The organism is Streptomyces avicenniae, assembly GCF_000719135.1.
GTDB lineage: Bacteria > Actinomycetota > Actinomycetes > Streptomycetales > Streptomycetaceae > Streptomyces > Streptomyces avicenniae.
In genome coordinates this window covers 450,689-477,272 of the sequence record NZ_JOEK01000001.1, presented here as the reverse complement: position 1 = coordinate 477,272, position 26,584 = coordinate 450,689, and the positions used below count along the sequence as shown (strand labels likewise).

At 70.6% G+C, this 26,584-nt stretch carries 26 protein-coding genes and 2 tRNA genes; 15 read left to right on the top strand and 13 right to left on the bottom strand.

All coding sequences use genetic code 11. From position 1 onward, the window contains the following. Nucleotides 1-62: 62 nt before the first annotated feature. The 4 genes from sigM to trxA all read left to right on the top strand — a co-directional run bounded on the left by sigM (nt 63) and on the right by trxA (nt 3,224). On the top strand, nt 63-755 hold the full coding sequence (gene sigM, locus IF27_RS02200) for an RNA polymerase sigma factor SigM (protein WP_052847899.1): 693 nt from the start codon (nt 63-65) through the stop codon (nt 753-755). Then, nucleotides 752-1,765 (top strand): hypothetical protein, encoded by a 1,014-nt coding sequence (locus tag IF27_RS02195; protein WP_052847498.1) that lies wholly within the window; start codon nt 752-754, stop codon nt 1,763-1,765. The genes sigM and IF27_RS02195 overlap by 4 nt, the downstream gene beginning before the upstream one ends. Before the next feature lie 111 nt (nt 1,766-1,876). Beyond that, a complete protein-coding gene (gene trxB / locus IF27_RS02190) occupies nt 1,877-2,839 on the top strand; it encodes a thioredoxin-disulfide reductase (RefSeq protein ID WP_052847497.1) in 963 nt (320 codons plus the stop codon). Nucleotides 2,840-2,894: 55 nt separating this feature from the next. Continuing rightward, the gene (gene trxA, locus IF27_RS02185) at nt 2,895-3,224 is read left to right on the top strand and encodes a thioredoxin (RefSeq protein WP_052847496.1); all 330 of its coding nucleotides are present in this window, start codon (nt 2,895-2,897) and stop codon (nt 3,222-3,224) included. Nucleotides 3,225-3,303: 79 nt separating this feature from the next. Here trxA and IF27_RS29860 read toward each other — a convergent pair whose 3' ends face one another. From IF27_RS29860 to rpmH, 9 genes are all read right to left on the bottom strand, one after another. Beyond that, on the bottom strand, nt 3,304-3,942 hold the full coding sequence (locus tag IF27_RS29860; protein WP_110945443.1) for a GNAT family N-acetyltransferase: 639 nt from the start codon (nt 3,940-3,942) through the stop codon (nt 3,304-3,306). A gap of 84 nt (nt 3,943-4,026) precedes the next feature. Next, on the bottom strand, nt 4,027-5,172 hold the full coding sequence (locus IF27_RS02180; protein ID WP_110945442.1) for a ParB/RepB/Spo0J family partition protein: 1,146 nt from the start codon (nt 5,170-5,172) through the stop codon (nt 4,027-4,029). Continuing rightward, complete coding sequence (locus IF27_RS02175) at nt 5,169-6,248, bottom strand: ParA family protein (protein ID WP_110945441.1); 1,080 nt, start codon at nt 6,246-6,248, stop codon at nt 5,169-5,171. The genes IF27_RS02180 and IF27_RS02175 overlap by 4 nt, the downstream gene beginning before the upstream one ends. Nucleotides 6,249-6,584: 336 nt before the next feature. Further along, nucleotides 6,585-7,328: a 16S rRNA (guanine(527)-N(7))-methyltransferase RsmG gene (rsmG, locus tag IF27_RS02170; RefSeq protein ID WP_052847493.1), complete on the bottom strand. Its 744-nt coding sequence runs from the start codon at nt 7,326-7,328 to the stop codon at nt 6,585-6,587. After that, the gene (locus IF27_RS02165) at nt 7,325-7,840 is read right to left on the bottom strand and encodes a Jag family protein (protein WP_052847492.1); all 516 of its coding nucleotides are present in this window, start codon (nt 7,838-7,840) and stop codon (nt 7,325-7,327) included. The genes rsmG and IF27_RS02165 overlap by 4 nt, the downstream gene beginning before the upstream one ends. A gap of 15 nt (nt 7,841-7,855) precedes the next feature. Then, nucleotides 7,856-8,998, bottom strand: coding sequence for a membrane protein insertase YidC (gene yidC, locus IF27_RS02160; RefSeq protein ID WP_052847898.1), 1,143 nt, complete (start codon nt 8,996-8,998; stop codon nt 7,856-7,858). A 12-nt stretch (nt 8,999-9,010) separates the two neighbouring features. Next, nucleotides 9,011-9,325: a membrane protein insertion efficiency factor YidD gene (gene yidD, locus IF27_RS29855; protein ID WP_110945440.1), complete on the bottom strand. Its 315-nt coding sequence runs from the start codon at nt 9,323-9,325 to the stop codon at nt 9,011-9,013. After that, on the bottom strand, nt 9,322-9,690 hold the full coding sequence (gene rnpA / locus IF27_RS29850) for a ribonuclease P protein component (RefSeq protein WP_110945439.1): 369 nt from the start codon (nt 9,688-9,690) through the stop codon (nt 9,322-9,324). The genes yidD and rnpA overlap by 4 nt, the downstream gene beginning before the upstream one ends. A 24-nt stretch (nt 9,691-9,714) precedes the next feature. After that, the gene (gene rpmH / locus IF27_RS02150) at nt 9,715-9,852 is read right to left on the bottom strand and encodes a 50S ribosomal protein L34 (protein ID WP_016906158.1); all 138 of its coding nucleotides are present in this window, start codon (nt 9,850-9,852) and stop codon (nt 9,715-9,717) included. A 437-nt stretch (nt 9,853-10,289) separates the two neighbouring features. Here rpmH and dnaA point away from each other — a divergent pair, with 437 nt between their 5' ends. The 10 genes from dnaA to IF27_RS29845 all read left to right on the top strand — a co-directional run bounded on the left by dnaA (nt 10,290) and on the right by IF27_RS29845 (nt 22,772). Continuing rightward, complete coding sequence (dnaA, locus tag IF27_RS02145) at nt 10,290-11,849, top strand: chromosomal replication initiator protein DnaA (RefSeq protein WP_052847490.1); 1,560 nt, start codon at nt 10,290-10,292, stop codon at nt 11,847-11,849. Nucleotides 11,850-12,846: 997 nt separating this feature from the next. Then, entirely contained in the window at nt 12,847-13,977 is a 1,131-nt protein-coding gene (dnaN, locus tag IF27_RS02140) for a DNA polymerase III subunit beta (RefSeq protein WP_052847489.1), read from the top strand. A 126-nt stretch (nt 13,978-14,103) separates the two neighbouring features. Continuing rightward, entirely contained in the window at nt 14,104-14,982 is an 879-nt protein-coding gene (gene gnd, locus IF27_RS02135; protein WP_052847488.1) for a phosphogluconate dehydrogenase (NAD(+)-dependent, decarboxylating), read from the top strand. A 7-nt stretch (nt 14,983-14,989) separates the two neighbouring features. Then, nucleotides 14,990-16,117 carry a DNA replication/repair protein RecF gene (gene recF / locus IF27_RS02130; protein WP_052847487.1) on the top strand — a complete coding sequence of 376 codons (1,128 nt, stop codon included), beginning with the start codon at nt 14,990-14,992 and terminating at the stop codon, nt 16,115-16,117. Nucleotides 16,118-16,142: 25 nt separating this feature from the next. Then, a complete protein-coding gene (locus IF27_RS02125; RefSeq protein ID WP_052847897.1) occupies nt 16,143-16,676 on the top strand; it encodes a DciA family protein in 534 nt (177 codons plus the stop codon). A 260-nt stretch (nt 16,677-16,936) separates the two neighbouring features. After that, nucleotides 16,937-18,991 carry a DNA topoisomerase (ATP-hydrolyzing) subunit B gene (gene gyrB, locus IF27_RS02120; RefSeq protein ID WP_052847486.1) on the top strand — a complete coding sequence of 685 codons (2,055 nt, stop codon included), beginning with the start codon at nt 16,937-16,939 and terminating at the stop codon, nt 18,989-18,991. Between the two features lie 49 nt (nt 18,992-19,040). Beyond that, nucleotides 19,041-21,653: a DNA gyrase subunit A gene (gyrA, locus tag IF27_RS02115; RefSeq protein ID WP_052847485.1), complete on the top strand. Its 2,613-nt coding sequence runs from the start codon at nt 19,041-19,043 to the stop codon at nt 21,651-21,653. 162 nt (nt 21,654-21,815) lie between these two features. Continuing rightward, complete coding sequence (locus IF27_RS02110; protein WP_052847484.1) at nt 21,816-22,358, top strand: DUF3566 domain-containing protein; 543 nt, start codon at nt 21,816-21,818, stop codon at nt 22,356-22,358. An 80-nt stretch (nt 22,359-22,438) separates the two neighbouring features. Then, nucleotides 22,439-22,512: transfer RNA gene (locus tag IF27_RS02105), tRNA-Ile, on the top strand. Nucleotides 22,513-22,634: 122 nt separating this feature from the next. Further along, entirely contained in the window at nt 22,635-22,772 is a 138-nt protein-coding gene (locus tag IF27_RS29845) for a DLW-39 family protein (RefSeq protein ID WP_223290877.1), read from the top strand. 163 nt (nt 22,773-22,935) lie between these two features. On the opposite strand, the gene IF27_RS02100 is transcribed toward IF27_RS29845, so the two are convergent. After that, complete coding sequence (locus IF27_RS02100; protein ID WP_052847483.1) at nt 22,936-23,496, bottom strand: helix-turn-helix domain-containing protein; 561 nt, start codon at nt 23,494-23,496, stop codon at nt 22,936-22,938. A 158-nt stretch (nt 23,497-23,654) separates the two neighbouring features. On the opposite strand from IF27_RS02100, the gene IF27_RS02095 reads away from it, so the two are divergent. Further along, nucleotides 23,655-23,727 (top strand) — tRNA-Ala (locus IF27_RS02095). Between the two features lie 49 nt (nt 23,728-23,776). On the opposite strand, the gene IF27_RS02090 is transcribed toward IF27_RS02095, so the two are convergent. From IF27_RS02090 to IF27_RS02080, 3 genes are read right to left on the bottom strand one after another with little or no spacing between them, the layout of a single operon-like run. Further along, complete coding sequence (locus IF27_RS02090; RefSeq protein WP_110945436.1) at nt 23,777-24,667, bottom strand: class E sortase; 891 nt, start codon at nt 24,665-24,667, stop codon at nt 23,777-23,779. Beyond that, the gene (locus IF27_RS02085; protein WP_190232767.1) at nt 24,651-25,928 is read right to left on the bottom strand and encodes a class E sortase; all 1,278 of its coding nucleotides are present in this window, start codon (nt 25,926-25,928) and stop codon (nt 24,651-24,653) included. The genes IF27_RS02090 and IF27_RS02085 overlap by 17 nt, the downstream gene beginning before the upstream one ends. Next, nucleotides 25,925-26,581: an aminodeoxychorismate/anthranilate synthase component II gene (locus IF27_RS02080; RefSeq protein WP_052847482.1), complete on the bottom strand. Its 657-nt coding sequence runs from the start codon at nt 26,579-26,581 to the stop codon at nt 25,925-25,927. Before IF27_RS02080 ends, IF27_RS02085 begins: the two co-directional genes overlap by 4 nt. Nucleotides 26,582-26,584: the final 3 nt, after the last annotated feature.

Here is a 26,584-nt window from a genome sequence, read left to right as displayed (position 1 = left end):
CGATCGCACGAGGTAGGCAGCGGGCCGCGTCGGCCCGGCAGGGAAGAGGGGAGGTGTGCGCCGTGGAGGAGCGTGCCCCCCGCGCCCCGGCCTCCACCAGCGACGAGGAGCTGCTCGCCCGGCACACGCAGGGCGATCCCGATGCCTTCGGCGAGATCGTGCGCCGCCACCGGGACCGGCTGTGGGCTGTGGCGCTGAGAACCCTCAGCGACCGCGAGGAGGCCGCTGACGCTCTGCAGGACGCCTTTGTCTCCGCTTACCGCGCCGCTCACACCTTCCGCGGCCAGGCGGCCGTCACGACCTGGCTGCACCGCATCACGGTGAACGCCTGTCTGGACCGGATCCGCAAGGCGAACAGCCGACGGACCAGTCCGCTGCCCGAGCCGGAGCGCCTGGAGAACCTCCTCGAACCGCACGAGTCCGCCGAGGCTCCCGCGGAACGCGGCGACCTCCGGCACCAGTTGCACCAGGCTCTCGCGGAACTTCCGGTCGAGCAGCGGGCCGCCCTCGTCCTGGTCGATATGCAGGGGTACTCCGTGGCCGAGGCAGCCAGCATCCTGGAGACACCGATCGGGACGGTCAAGAGCCGGTGCGCCCGAGGACGAGCACGCCTGCTGCCCCTGCTACGCCATCTCCGTCCACGCCGACCCGAGAGCGACGCGGGGCGGAACCGTACACCGGGCGCATCCGTCCCACCCCCGAGAAATGCCGGGGAGACCGGTGCCATGCAGGGAGGAGGTGGCGGACACTCATGAGCGAGATGCCCCAGCACCCGGATCCGGCGGAGATCGCCGCGCTCGACGAGGAGCTGCTCCCTCCTGCCGAGGAAGCCACCCTCCGGGCCCATATCGCCGACTGCGCGGCCTGTGCCGAGACCGCGGCTGAGTTCGTCGTGCTACGCCAGCACCTCCGCGACCTTCCGCTTCCCCGCATCCCTGACGATGTCGCGACCCGAATCGACGCCGCGCTGGGCGCGCTACATGTTTCACGTGAAACAGAGCCTGCCGACGAAAGCCACGCTCCCGCTCTTCCGTCGGACGAGCAGCCCGACACGCCGGGATCGGCAGACGGGGGTGCGGAGCCCGTCGTCCGACAGCCGCGGCCTCCGGCCGTGCGGACCGAGGAAACTGATGTCGGTCGAGAGGTGAGAGGGCGGCGTGCCCGGGCACTCGACCGGGTGTCGCGGCCAGCGCCCAAACGCTGGCCCCGCTTTGCGCTGGCTGCGGCCGGCGCGGTACTGGCAGTCGCGCTCGGCAGCACCGTGCTCGATTCCCTGGGCCCGACCACCCACCAGGACGGCGGCGGGCAGAGCGAAGCGGCCGATGCCGATGCGGGCCAGGCAGCAGACCCGATGTTGGAGGACCAGGTGCGCGATCTGCTTGCGGAGAGCGAGGCGGCGGAATCACTGGCGAGCCCGGAGAACGCCACGGAGCCCGCGGCGCCGTCCGGCCCAGCGGGCGCAGGCACCGAGGGCTTCCCTGAAGCGCCCCCTGGCTCGGGCGGTGAGACGACCGGCGACGAGGAGGGAGGTCTCGAGGTCATGCTGGATGTCCCGACCTGCGTGGAGGATGCCATCGGGCGCACCGAGGTTCCGCTGGCCGCGGAGGAGGAGGACTACGCGGGTACCGACGCCTATCTGGTCGTCTTCCCGCACTCGGTGGACCCGGAGCGCGTGGACGCGTATGTGGTGGACGCGGACTGCGTCAGCGCCACCCCACCGGTCTCCGGCGAAGTACTCGTCCGGGCGAGCTATCCGCGCGACTGACCGCGCTCCCGCCGTGCCTCGGGCCGGGAATGTCTGGGACCCTAGGATCGGTTATTGACTGTGGGTCCCGGCCGGGACCCGGGCGAGAGACCCGAGACAAGGAAGACTCCCGTGAGCGACGTCCGCAACGTGATCATCATCGGCTCTGGACCCGCCGGTTATACGGCAGCGCTCTACACCGCGCGTGCATCGCTCAACCCGCTGGTCTTCGAAGGATCGGTGACCGCTGGTGGCGCGTTGATGAACACCACCGAGGTCGAGAACTTCCCGGGTTTCAAGGACGGGATCATGGGTCCTGACCTGATGGACGGCATGCGGGCCCAGGCCGAGCGTTTCGGTGCGGAGCTGATTCCGGACGATGTCGTCTCCGTGGACTTCAGCGGCGAGATCAAGAAGGTCACCGACACCACCGGCACGGTGCACCAGGCGAAGGCCATCATCGTGGCCACGGGCTCTCAGCACCGCCGGCTGGGCCTCCCGCGCGAGGACCAGCTCTCCGGCCGCGGCGTCTCCTACTGCGCCACCTGCGACGGCTTCTTCTTCAAGGAGCAGGACATCGCGGTGATCGGCGGCGGGGACACGGCCATGGAGGAGGCGACCTTCCTCAGCCGGTTCGCGCGCAGCGTCAGCATCGTGCACCGCCGCGACACGCTCCGCGCCTCGAAGGCCATGCAGGAGCGTGCCTTCGCCGACCCCAAGATCTCCTTCGTCTGGGACAGCGAGGTCGCGGAGATCCATGAGACCGACACCAAGCTGTCCGGCCTGACCCTCCGCAACACGCAGAACGGCAAGACGTCCGAACTGCCGGTCACCGGGCTGTTCGTGGCGATCGGCCACGACCCGCGCGTCGAGCTGTTCACCGGCCAGCTGGAGCTGGACCAGGACGGCTATGTCCAGGTCGAGGCTCCCACCACGCGGACCAGTGTCCCGGGCGTGTTCGCCGCCGGTGATGTCGTGGACCACACCTACCGCCAGGCGATCACCGCCGCGGGTACCGGATGCTCGGCGGCGCTGGACGCGGAGCGGTACCTGGCCGCGCTCAACGACGCCCAGACCGTCACCTCGGCCGTCTGACACAGAGACCACCGCACTTCCCTAGCAGCCCACCGAAAGTAAAAGGAGAAGCACCATGGCCGGTGCCACCGTAATCGCCACTGATGCTGACTTCGAGGAGAAGGTCCTCAAGAGCGACAAGCCGGTCCTGGTTGACTTCTGGGCCGAGTGGTGCGGCCCCTGCCGCATGATCGCTCCGGCTCTGGAGGCCATCGCGGCCGAGCACGCGGAGCGGATCACCATCGTCAAGCTCAACATCGACGAGAACCCGGAGACGGCCGCGCGGTACGGCATCATGTCCATCCCCACCATGAACGTCTACCAGGGCGGCGATGTGGTGAAGACGATCGTGGGCGCCAAGCCGAAGGCGGCGATCGAGCGCGACCTGAGTGACTTCATCGGCTGACCCTCATCAGCTCCGGCAGTGGGCCCCGGCATGTTTCACGTGAAACATGCCGGGGCCCGCTGCTGTACCACCGAAGGCCTCAGGCGGGATGGAGAACGCCACGCGGTCGTCCCGAGTGGAACAGCCGGTCCCATGCCTGCTCCATGTCCACACGCCAGGAAACCGTGCGCCGTAGTTCCAGCCGCAGCCGGGGAACGTGTGGATGCGGACGCACCTCTTCGAACCCGACCGCCTCCAGATAGCGCGCCGGTGCCAGGCAGTCGCCATACGGCTCGGAGGCGGACGCCGCGCGCGGACGAGCATCCCCGAAGGCTTCGACAGCACGCACACCACGTAGCAGCAGATCCTTCGCCATCGACTGCACAAGGACCCGGCCGATGCCCTGCCCTCGGTGGTCGAGAGCGATCCAGGCTGTCATCAGCTGGACGGCGTCGGCGGTCACCGGACCAGTCGGAAAGGAGAGCGAACGCGGTACAGCGGAGGGGGGAGCGTACAGGAGGAAGCCCACCGGGCGTCCGTCCACATAGGCCAGCCGACCACAACTGCCCCACTCACGCAGGACGGTGACGGTCCATTCCCTCTTCACCAGTTCCGCCCGGCCGGTCCGCCTCACCGCATCCGCACCGTCCGGTGCCCGCTCCCAGAAGACGCAGCTCCGACAGCGGTCCGGGAGATCGGCGAGGTTGTCCACCGTGAGCGGCACAAGATGACGCCCCATGGATTCATCGTATCCATGGGGCGTCGGGAGCGGCGGGGTCCGCGAGGGGGAAGCCGGTTCAGCGCGCTCGCGGCCGGGTACCGGTCATGCCCGGTCAGGACTCTCGGCGGGCTCCGCGGCCTCGTCGTCGTCCCGGTCCGTGCCGCGATTCTCCAGCACAGGACCCTCACCGGGGGCGAGCTGCCCCAGGATGCGGTCGAGATCCTCCATCGAGGCGAACTCGACGACGATCTTCCCCTTCTTCTGCCCCAGGTCCACCTTCACCCGCGTCTCGAAGCGGTCCGAGAGGCGGCCCGCCAGCCCGTCCAGAGCCGGTGAGATGCGCTTCCCGGCGCGTGGCCCGCGGGCCCGCGGGCCCTTGGTGGCGACGGAACCGAGCAGGGTGACGATCTCTTCGATGGCCCGGACGGACAGGCCCTCGGCGACGATGCGGTGAGCGAGCCGCTCCTGCTCCTCGGCATCGTCCACGCCGAGCAGTGCCCGCGCGTGGCCCGCGGAAAGGACTCCGGCCGCCACCCGCTTCTGCACACCGGCGGACAGCCGGAGCAGCCGGAGGGTGTTGGACACCTGCGGGCGGGAACGCCCGATCCGGTCGGCCAGCTCGTCATGGGTGCACTTGAAGTCCCGCAGCAGTTGGTCGTACGCGGCGGCTTCCTCCAGCGGGTTCAGCTGAGCCCGGTGCAGGTTCTCCAGGAGGGCGTCCAGGAGCATCTTGTCGTCGTCGGTGTGCCGGACGATCGCGGGGATGGCGTCCAGGCCCGCTTCACGGCACGCGCGCCACCGGCGCTCGCCCATGATCAGTTCGTAGCGGTCGGTACCGAGCTGCCGGACCACCACGGGCTGGAGCAGGCCGACCTCCTTGATGGAGGTGACCAGCTCGATCAGCGCGTCGTCGTCGAAGACCTCACGCGGCTGCCGCGGGTTCGGCGTGATGGAGTCAAGAGGCAGTTCGGCGAAGTAGGCGCCCGACGTCAGCTGCTCCTCCTCCGTGCCGACGGCCGCCTCGGCCGGTGGTGCGGGCTCGGGCACGCCGGGAGCGGCAGCTCCCCCGCGCTCCTCGCTCTCCACGCCGGACGGGATCGGGAAACCGCGCGCCGGATTGAGGACCGGCAGGGCTGTCGGGGACGCCGAAGCGCCGCCCTCGACATCCGTGAGGGTCTCCGGGCGCTGGGGAGCCGCCGGGATCAGTGCCCCGAGCCCCCGGCCAAGACCTCTACGTCGTTCGCTCACTGTGCCCCCTCCACCGGGCCGCGCTGCTCCTGCTGCGGCAGAACATGCTGAGACGTCGTCGCACCCCGCACGGCGATCTCCCGTGCCGCTTCCAGATAGGAGAGCGATCCGCTGGAGCCGGGGTCGTACGTCAGGACCGTCTGCCCGTAGCTGGGCGCCTCCGAGATGCGGACGGACCGCGGGATGTTGGTCCGCAGGACTTCGGTGCCGAAGTGACTGCGAACCTCCTCGGCCACCTGTGACGCCAGCCGCGTGCGGCCGTCGTACATCGTCAGCAGGATGGTCGAGACATGCAGATCCGGGTTGAGGTGACCGCGGACCAGTTCGACGTTCCGCAGCAGCTGTCCCAGGCCCTCCAGGGCGTAGTACTCGCACTGGATCGGGATCACCACCTCGGCTCCGGCGACCAGCGCGTTGACCGTGAGCAGGCCCAGCGACGGCGGGCAGTCGATGAAGACATAGTCCAAGGGCTGCTCATAGGCGCTGATCGCGCGCTGGAGCCGGGACTCCCGCGCGACCACGGAGACCAGCTCGATCTCGGCGCCCGCCAGGTCGATGGTGGCCGGGGCGCAGAACAGGCCCTCGACGTCATTGACCGGCTGCACGACCTCGGCGAGCGGTCGGCTCTCGACCAGGACGTCGTAGATCGAGGGGACATCGGCGTGGTGGTCGATGCCCAGTGCCGTGGACGCATTGCCCTGCGGATCGAGGTCGATCACCAGCACACGGGCACCGTGCAGCGCCAGCGATGCCGCCAGATTGACCGTGGTGGTGGTCTTGCCGACGCCGCCCTTCTGGTTGGCGACGATCATGATGCGGGTCTGTTGGGGCCGGGGCAGGGTGCCGCCGGATCGATACATCGCCTCGACAGCCCGCTGGGCAGCCCTGCCGACCGGGGCGTCCCCGGTAGGTGGCGGTGCACTGGGCGCGATGTCCACCGCGCCCCCCGGGGCATCCGCCGACTCTGACCGAGGGCCGGGGACCGGATCGGCCGTCGGGCCCGCGATATTGGCGTCGGACCGCAATGGTTCACTCTCCTCGACACGCGCAGCCTTCGTGGGTTCAAAGCCTGCCATGTCTTGGGGGTCGGGAACCAGCGAGGTCCGGGTACCTGTGGACAACGGGCGGTCTGTGGATACCGGCGCCCCCCGTGTGGGTGAGGAGCGGCGGGGAGAACGGTCTCGCGATTCGGAGGCCGCGCGTCCCCGGCTGATGATTCCCTGCAGCAGAGAGCGGCGTTTCACGTGAAACACGATGCCCAGCGCATCGACGGACGGCGGCTCGACACTCCGCGCCCGCTGCCACATCCGGCGCTTTTACCGTCGCATCGGCCGAACACCGAGGGAATCGGCCGGGAGAAGCAGCGGGCTGGCAGGGCAGGGCGGCTGATCGCGCGGGGAGGACCTGCGCGATCAGCGTCCGGTGCGGCCGGGACGGCCGCCCCGGCGAGCCGCCCTAGCCCGCTTCGTGGCGAACCGGACGCCGCCCGGGCTCTCGCCGACCTCGACCCGCACGACGGTCGAGGGAGGATCGACCACCTCGGCGCCCACCCGGAGCACCGAGCTGCGGACGGCTCCCAGCTTGGCCAGCGCCGCCCGTGCGCCCTTCAGCTCTTCCTCGGCGGTGTCGCCCTTGAGCGCGAGCATTTCGCCGTAGGGGCGGAGGAGCGGGACACCCCAGCCGGCCAGCCGGTCGAGCGGCGCGACCGCGCGCGCGGTCACCACATGGACGGGGGTGAAGGTGCTGAGCACCTCTTCGGCCCGGCCGCGCACCACGGTGACACGGTCCTCCAGGCCGAGCAGCTCGACGACCTCCTGGAGGAAGGTGGTGCGCCGCAGGAGCGGTTCCAGCAGGCTGATCCGCAGGTCGGACCGGACGAGCGCCAGCGGGATACCGGGCAGACCCGCGCCCGAGCCGACGTCGCAGACGGTCACTCCCTCGGGGACGACCTCGGACAGTACCGCGCAGTTGAGCAGGTGGCGCTCCCAGAGGCGGGGCACCTCACGCGGACCGATGAGCCCGCGCCGGACCCCGACCTCGGCGAGCAGGTCGGCGTAGCGGACCGCGTCGGGAAGACGGTCGCCGAAGACCCGCCCCGCCGTCTCCGGCGGTGGCGGGACCTTCAGCGGTTCGTCCTCGGGGAGCGCCTCACTCACGGGAGGACGACCACCCGGCGCTGCGGCTCCTCGCCCTCCGACTCGCTCCGCAGCCCTGCTGCGGCGACGGCGTCATGGACGACCTTGCGCTCGAACGGTGTCATCGGCTGGAGCTTGATCGGCTCCTTCGTCTCCTTAACCCGCTGCGCGGTCTCGGTGCCGAGCGCGGTGAGCTTCTCGCGCTTGCGCGCGCGGTGCTCGGCGATGTCCAGCATCAGGCGGCTGCGCTCACCGGTCTCCCGGTGGACGGCGAGCCGGGTCAGCTCCTGGAGGGCCTCCAGCACCTCGCCGTCCCGTCCCACCAGCTTCTGGAGGTCGCGCGCCGAGCCGTCGGCGATGATCGACACCGCGGCCCGGTCGCCCTCGACGTCCATGTCAATGTCGCCGTCGAGATCGGCGATGTCCAGCAGCCCTTCCAGGTAGTCGGCGGCGATCTCGCCTTCCTGTTCCAGGCGGCTCAACGCGTCGCCGGTCTCGGCCGGGGCGGGCGCGGACGAGGTGGTCTCCGTCACGGGTGGCGCTCCTTCTTACTTCTTGCTCTTCGCGGACGGCTTGTTCTTGCCCTGGGGCGGCTTCTTGCCCGGCTGCTTCTTGCTCGGCTGCCGCCCCTGCCCTGCGCCCGTGGTCCCGTTCTCCGACGCCGACGGCTCCGGGTCGCCGGCCTTCCGCAGCGTGGGCTTCTTGTCCTGCGGGGTGTCAGGCGTACGCGGGGTCCGGGCCTGGTTCCTGGGCTGCTGGGCACCACCCTGGCGCTGCGACTTCGACTGGCGCTTCGGCTGCGCGCGGGGGCCACGGTCGGCCTCGGCCGCCTTCTGCGCCTCGGCCTCGGCGGCCGGGTCCTGCAGCTTGCCCTTCTTCCGCAGACGCTCCTGGCGCTGCTGGTAGGCGAGGCTGCCGGGGGTGGGGTTGCGCTGGATCACATAGAGCTGCTGGCCCATCGACCAGACGTTGGTCGTCAGCCAGTAGATGAGGACGCCGACGGGGAAGTTGATGCCGAAGATGGCGAACATGATGGGGAAGACGTACATCAGCATCTTCTGCTGATTCATGAACGGCGTCTTCGCGGTGAGGTCCACGTTCTTCGTCATCAGCTGGCGCTGGGTGAAGAACTGCGACGCGGACATCAGGACGATCATGATGATCGTGACGGTGCGGACCTCGCCGAGCGAGGCACCCAGCTGCTGGACCTTGTCCGCGCCGTCGAGGAAGCGGCTGGCGATGGGGGCGCCGAAGATCGTGGCCTGCCGCGCGCTGGTGACCTGCGCCTCGGTGAGCACACCGACCGTCTGGTTGTTCGCGATGTGACTCAGCGTCTGGAAGAGGGCGATGAAGAACGGGGACTGCGCGAGGATCGGCAGGCAGCTCGCGAGCGGGTTGGTACCCGTCTCGCGGTACAGCTTCATCATCTCCTCGGACTGCCGCTGCCGGTCGTTCTTGTAGCGCTCCTGGATCTTCTTCATCTGCGGCTGGAGCGCCTGCATGCCCCGCGTCGCCTTGATCTGCCGCACGAAGAGCGGGATCAGGCAGATACGCACCACGACCACGAGGGAGACGATCGACAGACCCCAGGCCCAGCCGCTGTTCTCATCGAAGATCAGGCTGTACAGCGAGTGGAACCGGATGATGATCCATGAGACAGCGATATACAGAGGACTGAGGATCGAATTGATCGTGTCCACGGGTCAGGCTCCTTGGGCATTGTTGGGGGCACCCCCGGGCGAGGCATGGGAAAGTGTCCGGTGCCGCAGACGGTCGCGCAGCCGCTGATGCCAGACCGGGCGTTTCCGGGGAGGAACGTGATCGACTCCACCGGGCGACCAGGGGTTGCAGCGCAGGATGCGCCAGGCCGTCAGAGCCGTCCCCTTCAGCGCGCCATGCCGACCGATCGCGGTGTACCCGTAATGGGAACACGACGGGTAGTAACGGCAGACAGGACCGAGCAGTGGGCTGATGGTCCACTGATACAGCTTGATCAACAGCAGCAGCGGGTACTTCATGGCCGTACCCCTCCCAGCAACCGCTCCAGCGCGGCATCGAGCTCCCGGGCCAGCTGATCGCTCGCTACATCGCCCGCTCCAGGCAGGGCCCGCACGACAACCAGGCTACCGGCGGGCAGAAGCGTCAATCTGTCGCGTACCAGATGGCGCAGGCGCCGCTGCACACGGTTACGGACCACGGCATTGCCCACGGCCTTGCTCACGACGAAACCCGCACGCGGCGCAGGAAGGGATTCCTGCGCCGGGTGCGGGTCACTGACGCCGCTCAGATGGACGACGAGGTGGGGGCGTCCGGCCCTGCGCCCGCGGCGCATCGCCGTCGCGAAGTCCTCGCGCCGCCTCAGCCGGTTCTCGGAGGGCAGCACCGCATGGACCTGTGATCAGGCAGGTCAGGCGGAGAGCCGGGCGCGGCCCTTGCTGCGGCGGTTGGCGACGATGGCGCGGCCGGCCCGCGTCCGCATCCGCAGCCGGAAGCCGTGGGTCTTGGCCCGGCGCCGGTTGTTCGGCTGGAAAGTGCGCTTGCTCACTCGGGGGCTCCAGAAGATCTTCGGTGTCCGGCACAGGCTGGCCGAGACAGGATGTGGACCGCCGACAGCTGTCACCGTGCGCCCGCGAGGAACTCGCCACGCCCGAGTCGGCCGCTGTCCACCTCGGTGAAGGACAGGTCTTCGGAGGCATGCGGCAGCAGCTGTCGATGGCTCGACCGGGCAACGGTACGCGCGGCGCGACCCGCAGGTCAAACTCGGACGGCGCAGCGTTGTGCACAGGCTGTGGACAATGACTTGATGTGCGTACGCCACGCTGACTACCGTGGCTGAACCCGGGATCCTTTCCCGACCGCCCCGGAGTCACACCCTCGGGCGCCCGACGACGCCAGCGCCGCCCCCCTGCGAGTGAGAGAGTGTGCCCCGTGGCCGACCTACCAGCAGATCTTGCCGCGGTCTGGCCACGCGCCCTGACGGCCATGCTGGCCGACACCCAGCGCCTTGAGGCCAAGGACCACCGCTGGCTGGAGGACTGCCAGCCCCTCGCGCTCGTCTCAGGCACCGCGCTCCTCGGGGTCTCCAACGAATACGCCAAGAGCGTGCTCGAAGGACGCCTCGCCCCGCTGCTCGGCGACGTCCTGAGCCGTGAGTGCGGCCAGCCGATCCGGCTGGCGATCACCGTGACCGCGCCACCGCCGGAGCCGCGCCGCGCGCCGCCGGAGCCCGTGCCGCACGAGGCGCAGGTCCGGGACCGCGCGGAATCGCCGGGGCACGACCCGTACGGCGCGGGCGGCTATGCCGGGCAGCCGGTCGCACGCGCGGCGTACCCGGACCACCCGCAGGCGCCGAGGCCCGGCGCCGTGCCCGGCGGCTGGCAGCAGCCCGCGCCGCACGTCCCGCACTCGGACTACGGGTCGTACGGACGCGAGCCGTCGTCGTACGAGCAGTACGGCTCGGGCGGCACGGTCCCCGCCCAGTCCACGCTGCCGCCAGGCCCCGGCGAGCCGACGGCGCGGCTGAACCCGAAGTACCTCTTCGACACCTTCGTGATCGGCGCCTCGAACCGTTTCGCCCACGCGGCGGCCGTCGCGGTGGCGGAGGCCCCGGCGAAGGCGTACAACCCCCTCTTCATCTACGGCGAGTCGGGCCTCGGCAAGACCCACCTCCTGCACGCGATCGGGCACTACGCCCGCAGCCTCTACCCGGGGACGCGGGTGCGCTACGTGAGCTCGGAGGAGTTCACGAACGAGTTCATCAACTCGATCCGCGACGGCAAGGCGGACGCGTTCCGCAAGCGTTACCGCGACATGGACATCCTGCTCGTGGACGACGTCCAGTTCCTGGCGAGCAAGGAATCGACGCAGGAGGAGTTCTTCCACACCTTCAACACGCTCCACAACGCGAACAAGCAGATCGTGCTCTCCTCGGACCGGCCGCCCAAGCAGCTGATCACGCTGGAGGACCGGCTGCGGAACCGTTTCGAGTGGGGGCTGATCACGGACGTCCAGCCGCCCGAGCTGGAGACCCGGATCGCGATCCTCCGCAAGAAGGCCGTCCAGGAGCAGCTGAACGCGCCGCCCGAGGTGCTGGAGTTCATCGCGTCACGCATCTCGCGGAACATCCGCGAGCTGGAGGGCGCGCTCATCCGGGTGACGGCCTTCGCGAGCCTCAACCGGCAACCGGTCGATCTGGGCCTGACCGAGATCGTCCTGAAGGACCTCATCCCCGGCGGGGAGCACGCCACCCCGGAGATCACCGCCGACGCGATCTCGTCGGCGGTCGCCGACTACTTCGGCCTGACGGTGGACGACCTGGCCGGCTCGTCCCGCAGCCGCATCCTGGTGACGGCGCGCCAGATCGCGATGTACCTGTGCCGTGAGCTGACGGACCTGTCGCTGCCGAAGATCGGCCAGCACTTCGGCGGCCGTGACCACACGACGGTCATGCACGCCGACCGGAAGATCCGGGCGCTGATGGCCGAGCGGCGGTCCATCTACAACCAGGTCACCGAGCTGACCAACCGCATCAAGAACGGCTGACGGCACCGCCGCGCGCCGGGCAGGGCGGCGGCCCCGCACGCGTCCTGTCACGGGCCCCGGTACGCCGGGGCCCTTCGCGTGCGCGCCCCCGCTGACGGACGTACCGCGTGGGGGCGCCGCCGTCCTCGTCGCCCGCGAGGGCGGGTCGTCACACGCCCGCTCACGGGCTCGTCCACCGCCTGTGGAGACGCTTCCCGGCGTCGAGGGCGGGCGCGCACGCCGCGACCGGCCGGGAGAGGCGCGGGAGGACTCCTGAGGCGGCGTTCGATTACCGTGCCGGGAAGCGGAGTTGTCCACAGGGAGAGGCGGTTTCGCCCGTCCACACCCTGTGGGCGCCGGAAGTTATCCAGACCGCCGTCCACAGGTCGCGGGCTGACGGAACATCACCGCAGCTCATGGGGCTGGGGATATGTGGGAAACGATGATCCACAGGCTGTGGACGGAGGAGGGGCCACGTTCCGGCCCTGCGGAGTTGTCCACCGGCTACCCACAGGCGCAGGCCCGTTATACACAGGAAACCGCAGGTCATCCACAGCTCTGTCCACTGTTCGGCAACCCGATGCGCGCTCTCACCGGCGAGAGTGAATCAGGTCACACGGGGAGGCGCGGGAGGCTGTGGGTAACCGGGCGAAAGCTGGGGACGGACCTGTTGAGAACTCGGCGGTGTCTGTGGACGGGCTGTGGACGGCCGCCGACTGTCCACAGGAGCCCCCTGTTCGTCCACCGCCCCACCCACAGGGCCTGTGGACAAAAAACGGCGCATGACCAGGGGAAACGGGGTTATCCACGGTTTCCACAGGCCCTACTACTACGACTACGGATATAAGCCGGTCGCTTCGTTTGAAAGCAGGGGCTGTGCACAACTCGGCCCGGAGGCGGTCTACCCACCGGACGTCGATTTGACTCACCGATGCGCCTAATGTCAGTGCTGTGAGCCAGACTGGTGCTCGTCCAGAGCCAGCAGGCGAGCAGCCAGCAACAGCGGGAGGCGGCTGAAGTGAAGATCCGGGTGGAACGCGATGTGCTTGCGGAGGCGGTGGCCTGGGCCGCACGCAGCCTGCCGGCCCGGCCCCCGGTGCCGGTGCTCGCCGGGCTGCTGCTGAAGGCCGGTGAGGGGACGTTGAGCCTCTCCGGCTTCGACTACGAGGTCTCGGCCCGGGTGTCGGTCGAGGTCGAGGTCGAGGACGAGGGCACGGTCCTCGTCTCGGGGCGCCTCCTGGCCGACATCTGCCGCGCCCTGCCGAACCGTCCGGTGGAGATCTCGTCCGACGGCGTGCGCGTCACCGTCGTCTGCGGTTCCTCGCGGTTCACGCTCCACACACTCCCTGTGGAGGAGTACCCGGCGCTGCCGCAGATGCCGACCGCGACCGGCACCGTCCCGGCGGACGTCTTCGCCTCGGCCGTCGGACAGGTCGCCATCGCGGCGGGCCGCGACGACACGCTGCCGGTCCTCACCGGCGTCCGCATCGAGATCGAGGGCGACCGCGTGACGCTCGCCTCGACCGACCGCTACCGGTTCGCCGTACGCGAGTTCCTGTGGAAGCCGGAGACGGCCGACATCTCCGCCGTCGCCCTGGTCCCGGCCAAGACACTGCTGGACACGGCGAAGTCCCTCAGCGGCGGCGACACGGTCTCCCTGGCGCTGGCGGGCGCCGGGAAGGGCGAGGGCCTGATCGGCTTCGAGGGCGCGGGGCGCCGTACGACCACGCGGCTGCTGGAGGGCGACCTCCCGAAGTACCGCACGCTCTTCCCGACGGAGTTCAACTCCGTGGCCGTCGTCGAGACCGCGCCGTTCGTCGAGGCCGTCAAGCGCGTCGCCCTGGTCGCCGAGCGGAACACGCCGGTGCGCCTCAGCTTCGAGCAGGGCGTGCTGATCCTGGAGGCCGGGTCGAGCGACGACGCACAGGCTGTGGAGCGCGTGGACGTCGAGCTGGAGGGCGACGACATCTCCACCGCGTTCAACCCCGCGTTCCTGCTGGAGGGCCTGAGCGCGATCGACTCGCCGGTGGCCCAGCTGGCGTTCACCACCTCGACCAAGCCCGCCCTGCTGACGGGGAAGCCCGACGCCACGGCGGAGGCCGACGAGGCGTACAAGTACCTGATCATGCCGGTGCGGCTCAGCGGCTGAGCGGGGTTCCGGAGCCAGGGTCGCCCCCGCGCGGGGGTGAGCAGGTGAGCGGCCCGGCCGGACAGCTGTGCGCGCGGGGCCCGAAGTAGGCTCGGGACCGGTTCGCAACGCTATGAAGGAGTCCTGATGGAGCTCGGTCTCGTCGGCCTCGGCAAGATGGGCGGGAACATGCGCGAGCGCATCCGCCAGGCCGGCCACACCGTCGTGGGGTACGCCCGGGAGGCGGACGTCGCCGACGTCCACAGCCTGCGGGAACTCGTGGACTCGCTCGCCGCCCCCCGCGTGGTGTGGCTCATGATCCCGGCCGGTGCCCCCACCCAGTCCACGATCGACGAGCTGGCCGACCTGCTCGCCCCGGGCGACGTCGTGGTGGACGGCGGCAACTCCCGCTGGACCGACGACGCCCGGCACGCCGAGCAGCTCGGCGCCAAGGGCATCGGCTTCGTGGACTGCGGCGTCTCCGGCGGCGTCTGGGGCATCCAGAACGGCTACGCCCTCATGTACGGCGGCGACGCCGAGCACGTCGCCAAGGTCCAGCCGATCTTCGACGCGCTCAAGCCCGAGGGCGACTTCGGCTCGGTGCACGCCGGGAAGGTCGGCGCCGGTCACTTCGCCAAGATGGTCCACAACGGCATCGAGTACGCGATGATGCAGGCGTTCGCCGAGGGCTGGGAGCTGCTGGAGGCCGCCGACGAGGTCACCGACGTCCGCGAGGTCTTCCGCTCCTGGCAGGAGGGCACGGTGATCAGGTCCTGGCTGCTGGACCTCGCGGTGCGCGCGCTCGACGACGACGAGCACCTGGCCCAGCTCCGCGGCTACGCGGCCGACTCGGGCGAGGGCCGCTGGACCGTCGAGGCGGCGATCGACAACGCCGTGCCGCTGCCGACGATCACCGCGTCCCTGTTCGCCCGCTTCACCTCGCGCCAGGAGGACTCGCCGCAGATGAAGATGGTCGCCGCGCTGCGCAACCAGTTCGGGGGCCACGCGGTGGAGAGCTCGAAGTAGCACCGCCGTGCATGTGACGCACCTGTCGCTGGTGGACTTCAGGTCCTACCCCCGGGCCGAGGTGGAACTCGGCCCGGGAGTCTCGTCCTTCGTCGGCCCCAACGGCCAGGGCAAGACCAACCTCGTCGAGGCCATCGGCTACCTGGCGACGCTCGGCAGCCACCGTGTCGCCTCGGACGCGCCGCTGGTGCGGATGGGCGCCGAACGGGCCGTCGTCCGCGCCGCGGTGACCGAGGGGGAACGCGCGCAGCTCGTCGAGCTGGAGCTGAACCCGGGACGCGCCAACCGCGCACGGCTCAACCGCTCGACCCAGGTGCGCCCCCGCGACATCCTCGGCGTCGTGAGGACCGTCCTGTTCGCCCCGGAGGACCTGCACCTGGTGAAGGGCGACCCGGGGGAGCGGCGGCGCTTCCTCGACGAGCTGGTGATGGCGCGTACGCCCCGGCTCGCGGGCGTCAGGGCGGACTACGAGCGGGTCCTCAAACAGCGCAACACCCTGCTGAAGTCGGCCGCGACGGCCCGCCGCCACGGTGGCCGCGGCGCCGACCTGACCACCCTCGACGTCTGGGACCAGCACCTCGCCCGCTCGGGCGCCGAGCTGCTCGCCCAGCGGCTGAGCCTCGTCACCGCGCTGCGCCCGCTGACCGACAAGGCGTACGAGGAACTGGCGCCCGGCGGCGGCCCGGTCGCCCTGGAGTACCGCTCATCGGCCGGTGAGACGCCCGGGGTCGGCACGCGCGAGGAGCTGTACGAGGTGCTGCTCGCGGCCCTCGGGGAGGCCAGGCCGCAGGAGATCGAACGCGGGGTGACGCTCGTCGGCCCGCACCGGGACGACCTCCTCCTGCGCCTGGGCGACCTCCCGGCCCGCGGCTACGCGAGCCACGGGGAGTCGTGGTCGTTCGCTCTCGCCCTGCGGCTGGCGTCCTTCGCGCTGCTGAAGGACGAGGGGCCGGAGCCGGTGCTGGTGCTCGACGACGTCTTCGCCGAGCTGGACGGGCGGCGCCGGGAGCGGCTGGCCGAGCTGGTCGGGCCGGGCGAGCAGGTCCTCGTGACGGCCGCGGTGCCGCAGGACGTGCCCGCGACCCTGGCCGGGGCGCGTTTCGCGGTGGCGGACGGGCAGGTGGAGCGTGAGTGACGCCGACGGCCGCCCCCCGGGGGACGTGCCCGGCACGCCGGACGGCCGGGGCGCGGCCCCGGAGCTGTCCGGCGTCGATCTGGCGCGCGTGGCCCTGCGCGCGGCGCGCGAGCAGGCGCGGGCGCGGGGCGCGATGACCCAGCAGTGGAAGCAGGCGCGGCGGGGCGGCCTGCGCTCCGGGGCGCGCGCCGACGGCCGCGATCCCCTGCCGCTCGGCGCCGCGATGGAGCGGCTGAGCGCCGAACGCGGCTGGGAGATGCCGCTCGCGGTCGGGGGCGTCCTCGGCCGCTGGCCGGACCTGGTCGGGCCCGAGGTCGCGCAGCACTGCGCGCCCGAGGCCTACGACGAGGAGACGCGCGTCCTCACCGTCCGGTGCGACGCGACGGCGTGGGCGACGCAGCTGCGGCTGCTCACGCCCCAGCTCCTGCGCCGTCTCAGCGCGGACCTGGGCCAGGGGACCGTCAGCGCGATCAAGGTCCTGGGGCCCTCGGGACCGGCGCGCACGCCGGGGAGGCTGCGCGCGCCGGGCAGCCGGGGGCCCGGGGACACCTATGGCTGACCGGCCGCCGGGCGGTGCGGAAGTGATGCCGGTCACGTTCGCAGATCGTTGACAGGCGGAAGCGCTGAGCGCCGCCGTGAGCCGATCTGGGGCCGGTCCCACATATGGGGAGTCATCGCATGCCGGTTCAGGGCGGCACATGCGGACTGAGGGGCCCGGAAACAGCCACTACGGTTTGCGCTACCGGTAGACTGGACCAACCCGCCCCGTTGCGGACCATGTCGAACGCCACAGCCGCTCCTCTTTGCCGGAGTTGGCTCGTGCTGTGCCAGAAAGGGCGCTTCGTGGCCGATTCCGGCGATGCCAACAACACCACACCGACCCCCGCCGAGCCCGCGGACGGTTCCTCCTACGACGCCAGCGCGATCACGGTGCTGGAGGGGCTGGACGCGGTCCGGAAGCGGCCCGGCATGTACATCGGCTCGACCGGCGAGCGCGGCCTCCACCACCTGGTCTACGAGGTCGTGGACAACTCGGTGGACGAGGCCCTCGCGGGTCACGCCGACGCCATCGACGTCACGCTCCTCGCGGACGGCGGCGTACGCGTCGTGGACAACGGTCGGGGCATCCCCGTGGGCATGGTCCCCTCCGAGGGCAAGCCGGCCGTCGAGGTCGTCCTCACGGTCCTGCACGCGGGCGGCAAGTTCGGCGGCGGCGGGTACGCGGTCTCCGGCGGTCTGCACGGCGTGGGCGTCTCCGTCGTGAACGCGCTGTCGAAGCGCGTCGCCGTCGAGGTGCGCCGGGACGGCTACCGCTGGACGCAGGACTACGCGCTCGGCGTCCCGACGGCCCCCCTCCAGCGGAACGAGCCCACCACCGAGACGGGCACCACCGTCACGTTCTGGGCCGACGGCGACATCTTCGAGACGACGGTCTACTCCTTCGAGACCCTGTCCCGCCGCTTCCAGGAGATGGCGTTCCTCAACCGGGGCCTCACCCTCCGGCTCACCGACGAGCGCGAGGCCGCGAAGCAGACCGCGGGCGCCGACTCGGCGGACGGCGACGGCCACGACAAGCCGCGGACCGTCACGTACCACTACGACGGCGGCATCGCCGACTTCGTGCGCCATCTCAACTCCCGCAAGGGCGAGATGATCCACCCGTCCGTGATCGAGATCGCGGCCGAGGACACGGAGCGCAAGATCTCCGTGGAGATCGCGATGCAGTGGAACGCCCAGTACACCGAGGGCGTCTACAGCTTCGCCAACACGATCCACACGCACGAGGGCGGCACGCACGAGGAGGGCTTCCGCGCCGCGCTGACCGGCCTCGTGAACCGGTACGCGCGCGACAAGAAGCTCCTGCGCGAGAAGGACGACAACCTGACCGGTGAGGACATCCGCGAGGGCCTGACCGCGATCATCTCCGTCAAGCTCGGCGAGCCCCAGTTCGAGGGCCAGACGAAGACGAAGCTCGGCAACACCGAGGCCAAGACGTTCGTCCAGAAGATCGTCCACGAGCACTTCGGCGACTGGCTCGACCGCAACCCCTCCGAGGCCGCGGACATCATCCGCAAGAGCGTCCAGGCGGCCACCGCGCGCGTCGCCGCCCGCAAGGCCCGTGACCTCACCCGCCGCAAGGGCCTGCTGGAGACGGCGTCGCTGCCGGGCAAGCTGAGCGACTGCCAGTCGAACGACGCGGTCCGCTGCGAGATCTTCATCGTCGAGGGCGACTCGGCGGGCGGCAGCGCCAAGGCCGGTCGCGACCCCCAGTACCAGGCCATCCTGCCGATCCGCGGCAAGATCCTGAACGTGGAGAAGGCCCGCATCGACCGGGTGCTGCAGAACACCGAGGTCCAGGCCCTCATCTCCGCCTTCGGCACCGGCATCCACGAGGACTTCGACATCACGAAGCTCCGCTATCACAAGATCATCCTGATGGCGGACGCGGACGTCGATGGCCAGCACATCAACACGCTGCTGCTGACCCTGCTCTTCCGCTTCATGCGCCCGCTCGTGGAGGCCGGGCACGTGTTCCTCTCCCAGCCTCCCCTCTACAAGATCAAGTGGGGCCGGGAGGAGTGGGAGTACGCCTACTCCGACCGCGAACGCGACAGCCTCATCCAGCTCGGCCGCGAGCGCGGCAAGCGCATCCGCGAGGACTCCATCCAGCGTTTCAAGGGCCTCGGCGAGATGAACGCCGAGGAGCTGCGGGTCACCACCATGGACCAGGCCCTCCGCGTGCTGCGCCAGGTGACGCTGGACGACGCCGCCGCGGCCGACGACCTGTTCTCGATCCTCATGGGCGAGGACGTGGAGGCCAGGCGCTCGTTCATCCAGCGCAACGCCAAGGACGTCCGCTTCCTGGACATCTGAGCAGGACGACGACCGCCTCCCCACAGCAGCCGAAAGGAATCGGACCGAGATGGCCGATGACACCCCGCCCACCGTGATCCCGCCCGCCGGGGACCCGGGCTCCCTGCGCATCCAGCCGGTGACGCTGGAGACCGAGATGCAGCGCTCGTATCTCGACTACGCGATGAGCGTCATCGTCTCGCGCGCGCTGCCCGACGTCCGCGACGGTCTGAAGCCGGTCCACCGGCGCGTGCTGTACGCGATGTACGACGGCGGCTACCGTCCCGAGCGCGGCTACTACAAGTGCGCCCGCGTCGTCGGCGACGTCATGGGCACGTACCACCCGCACGGTGACACGTCCATCTACGACGCCCTCGTCCGCCTCGCCCAGCCCTGGGCCATGCGCATGCCGCTCGTGGACTCGAACGGCAACTTCGGCTCGCCGGGCAACGACCCCGCCGCCGCCATGCGGTACACCGAGTGCCGCATGGCCTCGCTGGCCATGGAGATGCTCCGGGACATCGACGAGGAGACCGTCGATTTCCAGGACAACTACGACGGCCGCAACAAGGAACCGACCGTCCTGCCCGCCCGCTTCCCGAACCTCCTGATCAACGGTTCGGCGGGCATCGCGGTCGGCATGGCGACGAACATCCCGCCGCACAACCTCCGCGAGGTCGCGTCGGGCGCCCAGTGGTACCTGGAGCACCCGGAGGCCACGCCCGAGGAGCTGCTCGACGCCCTGGTCGAACGGATCAAGGGCCCCGACTTCCCCACCGGCGCGCTGATCGTCGGCCGCAGCGGGATCGAGGAGGCGTACCGCACCGGGCGCGGCGCCATCACGATGCGCGCGGTCGTCGAGGTCGAGGAGATCCAGGGCCGCCAGTGCCTGGTCGTCACCGAGCTGCCCTACCAGGTCAACCCGGACAACCTCGCGCAGAAGATCGCCGAGCTGGTCAAGGACGGGCGGGTCAGCGGCATCGCCGACGTCCGCGACGAGACGTCCTCCCGTACGGGGCAGCGGCTCGTCATCGTCCTCAAGCGGGACGCGGTCGCCAAGGTCGTGCTCAACAACCTCTACAAGCACACCGACCTCCAGACCAACTTCGGCGCCAACATGCTGGCGCTCGTGGACGGCGTGCCGCGCACGCTCTCGCTGGACGCGTTCATCCGCAACTGGGTCGCGCACCAGGTGGACGTCATCGTCCGCCGCACCAGCTACCGGCTGCGCAAGGCCGAGGAGCGCGCCCACATCCTGCGCGGCCTCCTCGCCGCGCTGGACGCGATCGACGAGGTCATCGCGCTCATCCGGCGCAGCGACACCGTCGATGTCGCGCGCCGCGGCCTGATGGGCCTGCTGTCCATCGACGAGATCCAGGCGAACGCGATCCTGGAGATGCAGCTGCGTCGCCTGGCCGCCCTGGAGCGGCAGAAGATCGTCGCCGAGCACGACGAGCTGGAGCAGAAGATCCGCGAGTACAACGCGATCCTCGCCTCCCCCGAGCGGCAGCGGCAGATCATCTCCGAGGAGCTGGCCGCGATCGCCGAGAAGTTCGGCGACGACCGGCGCACGGCGCTGATCCCCTTCGAGGGCGACATGTCCATCGAGGACCTGATCGCCGAGGAGGACATCGTCGTCACCATCACGCGTGGCGGCTACGTGAAGCGGACGAAGACCGACGACTACCGGGCGCAGAAGCGCGGCGGCAAGGGCGTGCGCGGCACGAAGCTGCGCGAGGACGACATCGTCGATCACTTCTTCGTCTCGACCACGCACCACTGGCTGCTGTTCTTCACGAACAAGGGCCGGGTGTACCGGGCGAAGGCGTACGAGCTGCCGGACGCGGGCCGCGAGGCGCGCGGGCAGCACGTGGCGAACCTGCTGGCCTTCCAGCCGGACGAGCGGATCGCCGAGATCCTCGCGATCAGGGACTACGAGGCGGCGCCCTACCTGGTGCTGGCGACGAAGTCGGGGCTCGTGAAGAAGACGGTGCTGAAGGACTACGACTCGCCCCGCTCGGGCGGCGTCATCGCGATCAACCTCCGGGAGATGACGGACGGCGGCGACGACGAGCTGATCGGCGCAGAACTCGTCTCGCCCGACGACGATCTGCTGCTGATCAGCAAGAAGGCGCAGTCGATCCGCTTCACCGCGACCGACGACACCCTGCGGCCGATGGGCCGGGCGACGTCGGGCGTCAAGGGCATGAGCTTCCGCGAGAACGACGAGCTGCTGTCCATGAACGTCGTGCGCGAGGGCACCTACGTGTTCACCGCCACGGACGGCGGGTATGCGAAGCGCACGCCGGTGGACGAGTACCGGGTGCAGGGGCGTGGCGGCCTCGGCATCAAGGCGGCCAAGATCGTCGAGGACCGCGGTTCGCTCGTCGGCGCGCTCGTGGTCGAGGTCACCGATGAGATCCTGGCCATCACGCTCGGCGGCGGAGTGATCCGCACGCGGGTCAGCGAGGTGCGGGAAACCGGCCGTGACACCATGGGCGTCCAGCTGATCAACTTGGGGAAGCGGGACGCCGTGGTCGGCATCGCCCGCAACGCCGAGGCCGGCCGCGAGGCCGAGGAGGTCGAGGCGGAGGGTGACGACGCCGGGACCGGGATCGAGGACGGCGCGGCCCGCGACGGCTCGGTCCGCGACATCAGCGACATCGAGGACACTGAGGAGTAACGCGTGAGTGAAGCCACGGGCGCCTCCGGCGGCGGGGCGGGGAACGACGGACCCCCGCCCGCCCCACCAGGCGTCCCACCGGGCGGCGGCGCCCGTGGCGAAGTCTCCGGGGGCAGCCGCGCCCGGACCAGATCCCGTAAAGCGACCCGTGGGGGGACCACGATGACCAGCGCCAGACCCACGGACCAGTACCCGCAGGGTCAGGGACAGGGCGGCTACCACCCGCCGCAGGCGTACCCGTCGCCGCCTGGCGGCGCCCCCACGGTGGGCCCCCAGCAGGGTCAGGGCGGCCCGGCGCAGCGCGTGGCGCGTACGGGCGCCCGTACGGTCCCGCGGACGCGCAAGGCCCGTCTGCGGGTCGCGAGGGCCGATCCGTGGTCGGTGATGAAGGTCAGCTTCCTGCTGTCGATCGCCCTGGGCATCTGCACGGTCATCGCCGTGAGCCTGCTGTGGATGGTCATGGACGCGATGGGCGTCTTCACCACCATCGGCGACACCATCAGCGAGGCGACCGAGACGGACACCGAGAGCGGCTTCGACCTCGTCGGCTTCCTCTCGCTGTCCCGGGTGATGCTGTTCACGTCTGTGATCGCCGTGATCGACGTCGTGCTCGCGACGGCGCTGGCGACGCTGGGCGCGTTCATCTACAACCTGTCGGCCGGCTTCGTCGGCGGCGTCGAAGTGACCCTGGCGGAGGACGAGTAGTCGGCCGCCCGGTGCCGAGCCGGGCGGTGCTCAACCGATTTGGGGAGCGGGCCAGGCATGCGCTAGCCTTTCATCCGCGCGGGGCTATAGCTCAGATGGTTAGAGCGCATCCCTGATAAGGATGAGGCCACAGGTTCAAGTCCTGTTAGCCCCACCGCGTCGCCCGGCCCGGCGGAGACGTCCTCCGCCGGGCCGGGCTCTTCGTGTCAGGACACGATTGGGTATCATCGGGCGCCAGACGATCCGATCACGTTTGAAGAAGGACGAGGTAGCGCGGTGAAGAAGCTGCTCCTGGTCGCCCTGGCCGCTGTGGCCGGTCTGCTCGTGTACCGCCAGATCCAGGCGGACAAGGCTGAGCAGGACCTGTGGACCGAGGCGACGGACTCCGTGCCGTCCGGGTCCGCCGGGGCCTGAAGGACCCCCGACACCCACGAGACACACAACGCGCCTCCTGGCCCCTTCCGCCGCCTCCGCGGCGGGGGACCGGGAGGTGCTGTCATGTGCGACTGCGAAAGGGCGGGGCGCGCGTGGGTGCTGTCCGCGGTGCACGACGCCGTCGTCGTGCACCGCCGTCGTGTCAGCCCTGGTGGTGCTCGTAGTGCTCGACGGCCTCGCGGGTACGCGCGATGCCGTAGACCCGCAGGAACTCGGCCAGTTCCGGGTGGCTCTCCGCGAGCAGGCGGGACGCGCTCTGGATCTCGCCCGCGTCGGAGACCGACCTGAGCAGCGCCTGGATCTCGCGGACCACGCGTTTCGTCGGATTGGCCGGGACTCCCACCGAACCGGGTCTGGTGGCCGTCGAGTTGGGGCTGAGAACGTTCCCGCCCGCGGTGCGGCGGATCTCGTCCATGGCGGCCGTCGCCTCGGCCGCGCTGATGCGACCGCCTCTGACTTCCGCGGCCAGATCCTGGAGCGAGCGGACGCGCTGGACGACGGCCGGATTGCCGATCTTCGCGCGTTGCCCGCTCATGAGCTGCGACAGCATGGGCGCCGAGAGGCCCAGAACCACCGCCAGTCGTGCCTGGTTGAGGCCGAGGTCCGCGATCAGCCTGCGGAAGAGCGTCCCGAGCGGTTCGCCGTACCAGGTCGTCTGCTGCTCTCTCGCCTTCTCTGTGGACTCCTGCTGTGTTGCGTCCATCGGTGTCTCCCCTGTTCTCCCCTGATCGCTTCACGTGAGCGAAGCTGCGCGTCATCCTACGGAGGGACCCGTACCCGGGGCGATACCCGGTCGGTATCCGGCGGGCGGATTGGGTACCCTGGTCCTCGGCCGTTCCCCGGACTTCCGGAAGCGGTCGCGGGGCCTTAGCTCAGTTGGTAGAGCGCCGTCTTTGCATGGCGGATGTCAGGAGTTCGACTCTCCTAGGCTCCACAACCCACCTCCTCACCCCTTCTCGCCCCGCCTGTGGCGTGGCGCGGGGTCAGGAGGCGTCGAGCAGCTCCGCGGGCGGGGTCCGGTCGGCGTCCACCGGTTCGGTGCGCTCCAGTTCCCCCCAGACGATGTAGCGGTGCCGCGACGTGTAGACCGGCGTGCAGGTCGTCAACGTGATGTAGCGGCCCGCCTCGGTGGCGCCCGACTCCTCGGGGACCGGCGCGAGGACCTCGGTGTTGAACTTCGAGGTCTCGGGCAGGACGGCGAACGTCCGGTACACGTACCAGGTGTTCTGCGTCTCGAAGACGATCGGGTCGCCCTCCTCGATGCGGTCGATCGCGTGGAAGCGGGCGCCGTGGCCGTCGCGGTGGGCGGCGAGCGAGAAGTTGCCCTCGTCGTCCCAGGGCATCGCCGACTCGACGGGCTCGTCGTAGTAGCCCGCCACACCGCCGTTGAGCACGTCGAGCCCGGTGCCCTCCTTGACGAGGATCTCGTCGTCGCTCATCGCGGGGACATGGAGGAAGCCGATGCCGTCCTCCGGCTCGTACGCGCGCGGGACGGTGGCGTCCTCGCCGTCCGGGTCGTCGTCGGCCGCCCAGTGCTCCCTGACGGCGTCGCTGTCCTCCCTGGCCTCCTGGTTGGCGACGACATTGGTCCACCACAGGGAGTACGCGACGAAGAGGGCGAGGACGACGCCCGCCGTGATCAGCAACTCGCCCGCGACGCCCACGGCGAGCGCGACGCGGCGCCTGACCGGGCTCACGGGCCGTGGCGCGGGGGCTTCCGGGGTTTCCTCGGGGGCTTCAGGCTCCTCCGTGCTGTCGGCGCTGTCGGCGCTGTCGGCGCTGTCGGGTTCCGTGGTGGCCGTGACGGTGTCCGTCTCGGTGGGGGCGGCGGCCGGTTCCTCCGGCGGGCCGTCCGGTTCACTGGACGAGGGCATCCGGCTTCCCTTCGCTACGAGGCCGCTCTTCGGTCAGTTCGCCCCAGACGATCAGCCGGTACGTGGAGGTGAACTCCGGCGTGCACGTCGTCAGCGTGATGTAGCGCCCCGGCTCGCTGAACCCGCCCTGCTCGGGGACGGCGTTCAGGACGGCGACGTTCGACGGCGAGGTGGAGTCCAGCCGGCTGGACATCTCGTAGGTGAAGTAGGCGTCCTCGGTCTCGATGACGATCGGGTCGCCCGGGTCGAGCTGGTTGATGTAGCGGAACGGCTCGCCGTGCGTGTTGCGGTGACCGGCGAGGCCGACGTTCCCCTGCTCGTCCCAGGGCATCGCCGTCGGCAGCCCGTCGGCCTCGGTGTAGTGGCCGACCAGGCCGTTGTCGAGGACCGCCTCCTCGTCCACGCCCTGCGCGATGGCGACGCGGACGTCGAGGGTCGGGATGTAGAGGATGGCGAAGCCCTCGCCGGGCGAGAAGGCGCCAGGGGCGCGGGGGTCGGGGGCGTCCCCGGCTCCCTCGCCGTCGCCCGGGGTCTCCCACTGCTCCTGGAGGGAGTCCGCCTCGTGCCGCGCGTGCGCGCGGGCCTCGACGTTCGTCCACCACAGCTGGTAGACGACGAAGAGGAGGAGGACGGCGCCCGTGGTGATGAACAGCTCGCCGATGACGTTGCTGATCGCGGTGCCGGTCTGCCGGGCGGCCTTCGCGGCTGCCTTCGCCGCGCGGCGGCGCGCCGCGCGGCCACCGGTCACCTCGCCGTCCACCGCGCCGGTCGGCCGGGGCGGGGGCGGCGGGGGCGCGTCCCCGCCGTGCCCCGCCCGGCGGCGCGCGCCGCCACGGCCGCCCTGCGCGGCGCGGCGGCGCGCGGCCCGGCCGCCGGTGGTGTCGGGGACGGGTGTGAGCGCGGGGGCGGGCGCGGTGAGGTCCGCGGGGCGGCGCAGGCCGACCGTGGCGTGGTCGCGCTCCTGCGGGGGCGTCAGGTCGTCGGGCGGGGCGGGTACGGCGTCCCGCGTGGGGGCGTCGGGTGCCCGGTGCGCCGGGTCGGGCGGCGGGGGCGTGAGGTCGAGGACCTGGGTGGGGAAGTCGGCCGGTTCCTCCGGCGGTCCCGCGTGCCTGCCCGAGGTGGCGCGGCGCGCGGGTATGCCGGTGCCGGGGAGCGCGGCGGGGAGGTCCTGCGCGTGCGCCGGGGCGTCCCGTGGGGGTGGGGGCGGCTGTTCGCCGGAGGACGCGGGGTACGGCGCGTCCTCCGGGCGGCCGTGTGTCACGCCGCCGACTCCTGTCGGCCGACCGCTCCCACGACGGGGGCCAGGCCGTGCGAGCGCTCGACCGCGCCCTGGGCGCCGCAGACCGTGAGCCAGTTGGCCAGCATGCGGTGGCCGCCCTCGGTGAGGACGGACTCGGGGTGGAACTGGACGCCCTCGACCGGCCGTTCGCGGTGGCGCAGCCCCATGATGACCCCGCCCGCCGTGGTCGCGGTGACGTCGAGCACGGGCGGCACGGTGGCGACCTCGACCGCGAGCGAGTGGTAGCGCGTCACGGTCAGGGGGCTCGGCAGCCCGGCGAAGACGCCTTCGCCGGTGTGCGTGACGGGAGACGTCTTCCCGTGCAGCAGCTCGGGCGCGCGGCCGACGATCCCGCCGTAGGCCACGGCCATGGCCTGCATCCCCAGGCAGACGCCGAAGACCGGCGTGCCCGTGGCGTCGCAGTGGCGGATCATGTCGATGCAGACGCCCGCCTGTTCGGGCGTCCCTGGCCCTGGGGAGAGCAGGACGCCCGCGAAGCCGCCCTCGGTGACGTGCTCGGGCACGACCGCGTCGTTGCGCAGCACCTCGCACTCGGCACCGAGTTGGTGGAGGTACTGCACGAGGTTGTAGACGAAGCTGTCGTAGTTGTCCACGACGAGGATGCGGGTGCTCATGGG

Bases quoted from the DNA above. Each gene is read 5' to 3' on its own strand.
- IF27_RS02195 (WP_052847498.1), top strand. From the start codon at position 752: ATGAGCGAGATGCCCCAGCACCCGGATCCGGCGGAGATCGCCGCGCTC.
- trxA (WP_052847496.1), top strand. From the start codon at position 2,895: ATGGCCGGTGCCACCGTAATCGCCACTGATGCTGACTTCGAGGAGAAG.
- IF27_RS29860 (WP_110945443.1), bottom strand. From the start codon at position 3,942: ATGGGGCGTCATCTTGTGCCGCTCACGGTGGACAACCTCGCCGATCTC.
- IF27_RS02175 (WP_110945441.1), bottom strand. From the start codon at position 6,248: ATGGCAGGCTTTGAACCCACGAAGGCTGCGCGTGTCGAGGAGAGTGAA.
- yidD (WP_110945440.1), bottom strand. From the start codon at position 9,325: ATGAAGTACCCGCTGCTGCTGTTGATCAAGCTGTATCAGTGGACCATC.
- dnaA (WP_052847490.1), top strand. From the start codon at position 10,290: ATGCTGGCCGACACCCAGCGCCTTGAGGCCAAGGACCACCGCTGGCTG.
- gnd (WP_052847488.1), top strand. From the start codon at position 14,104: ATGGAGCTCGGTCTCGTCGGCCTCGGCAAGATGGGCGGGAACATGCGC.
- gyrA (WP_052847485.1), top strand. From the start codon at position 19,041: ATGGCCGATGACACCCCGCCCACCGTGATCCCGCCCGCCGGGGACCCG.
- IF27_RS02110 (WP_052847484.1), top strand. From the start codon at position 21,816: ATGACCAGCGCCAGACCCACGGACCAGTACCCGCAGGGTCAGGGACAG.
- IF27_RS02100 (WP_052847483.1), bottom strand. From the start codon at position 23,496: ATGGACGCAACACAGCAGGAGTCCACAGAGAAGGCGAGAGAGCAGCAG.
- IF27_RS02090 (WP_110945436.1), bottom strand. From the start codon at position 24,667: ATGCCCTCGTCCAGTGAACCGGACGGCCCGCCGGAGGAACCGGCCGCC.
- IF27_RS02080 (WP_052847482.1), bottom strand. From the start codon at position 26,581: ATGAGCACCCGCATCCTCGTCGTGGACAACTACGACAGCTTCGTCTAC.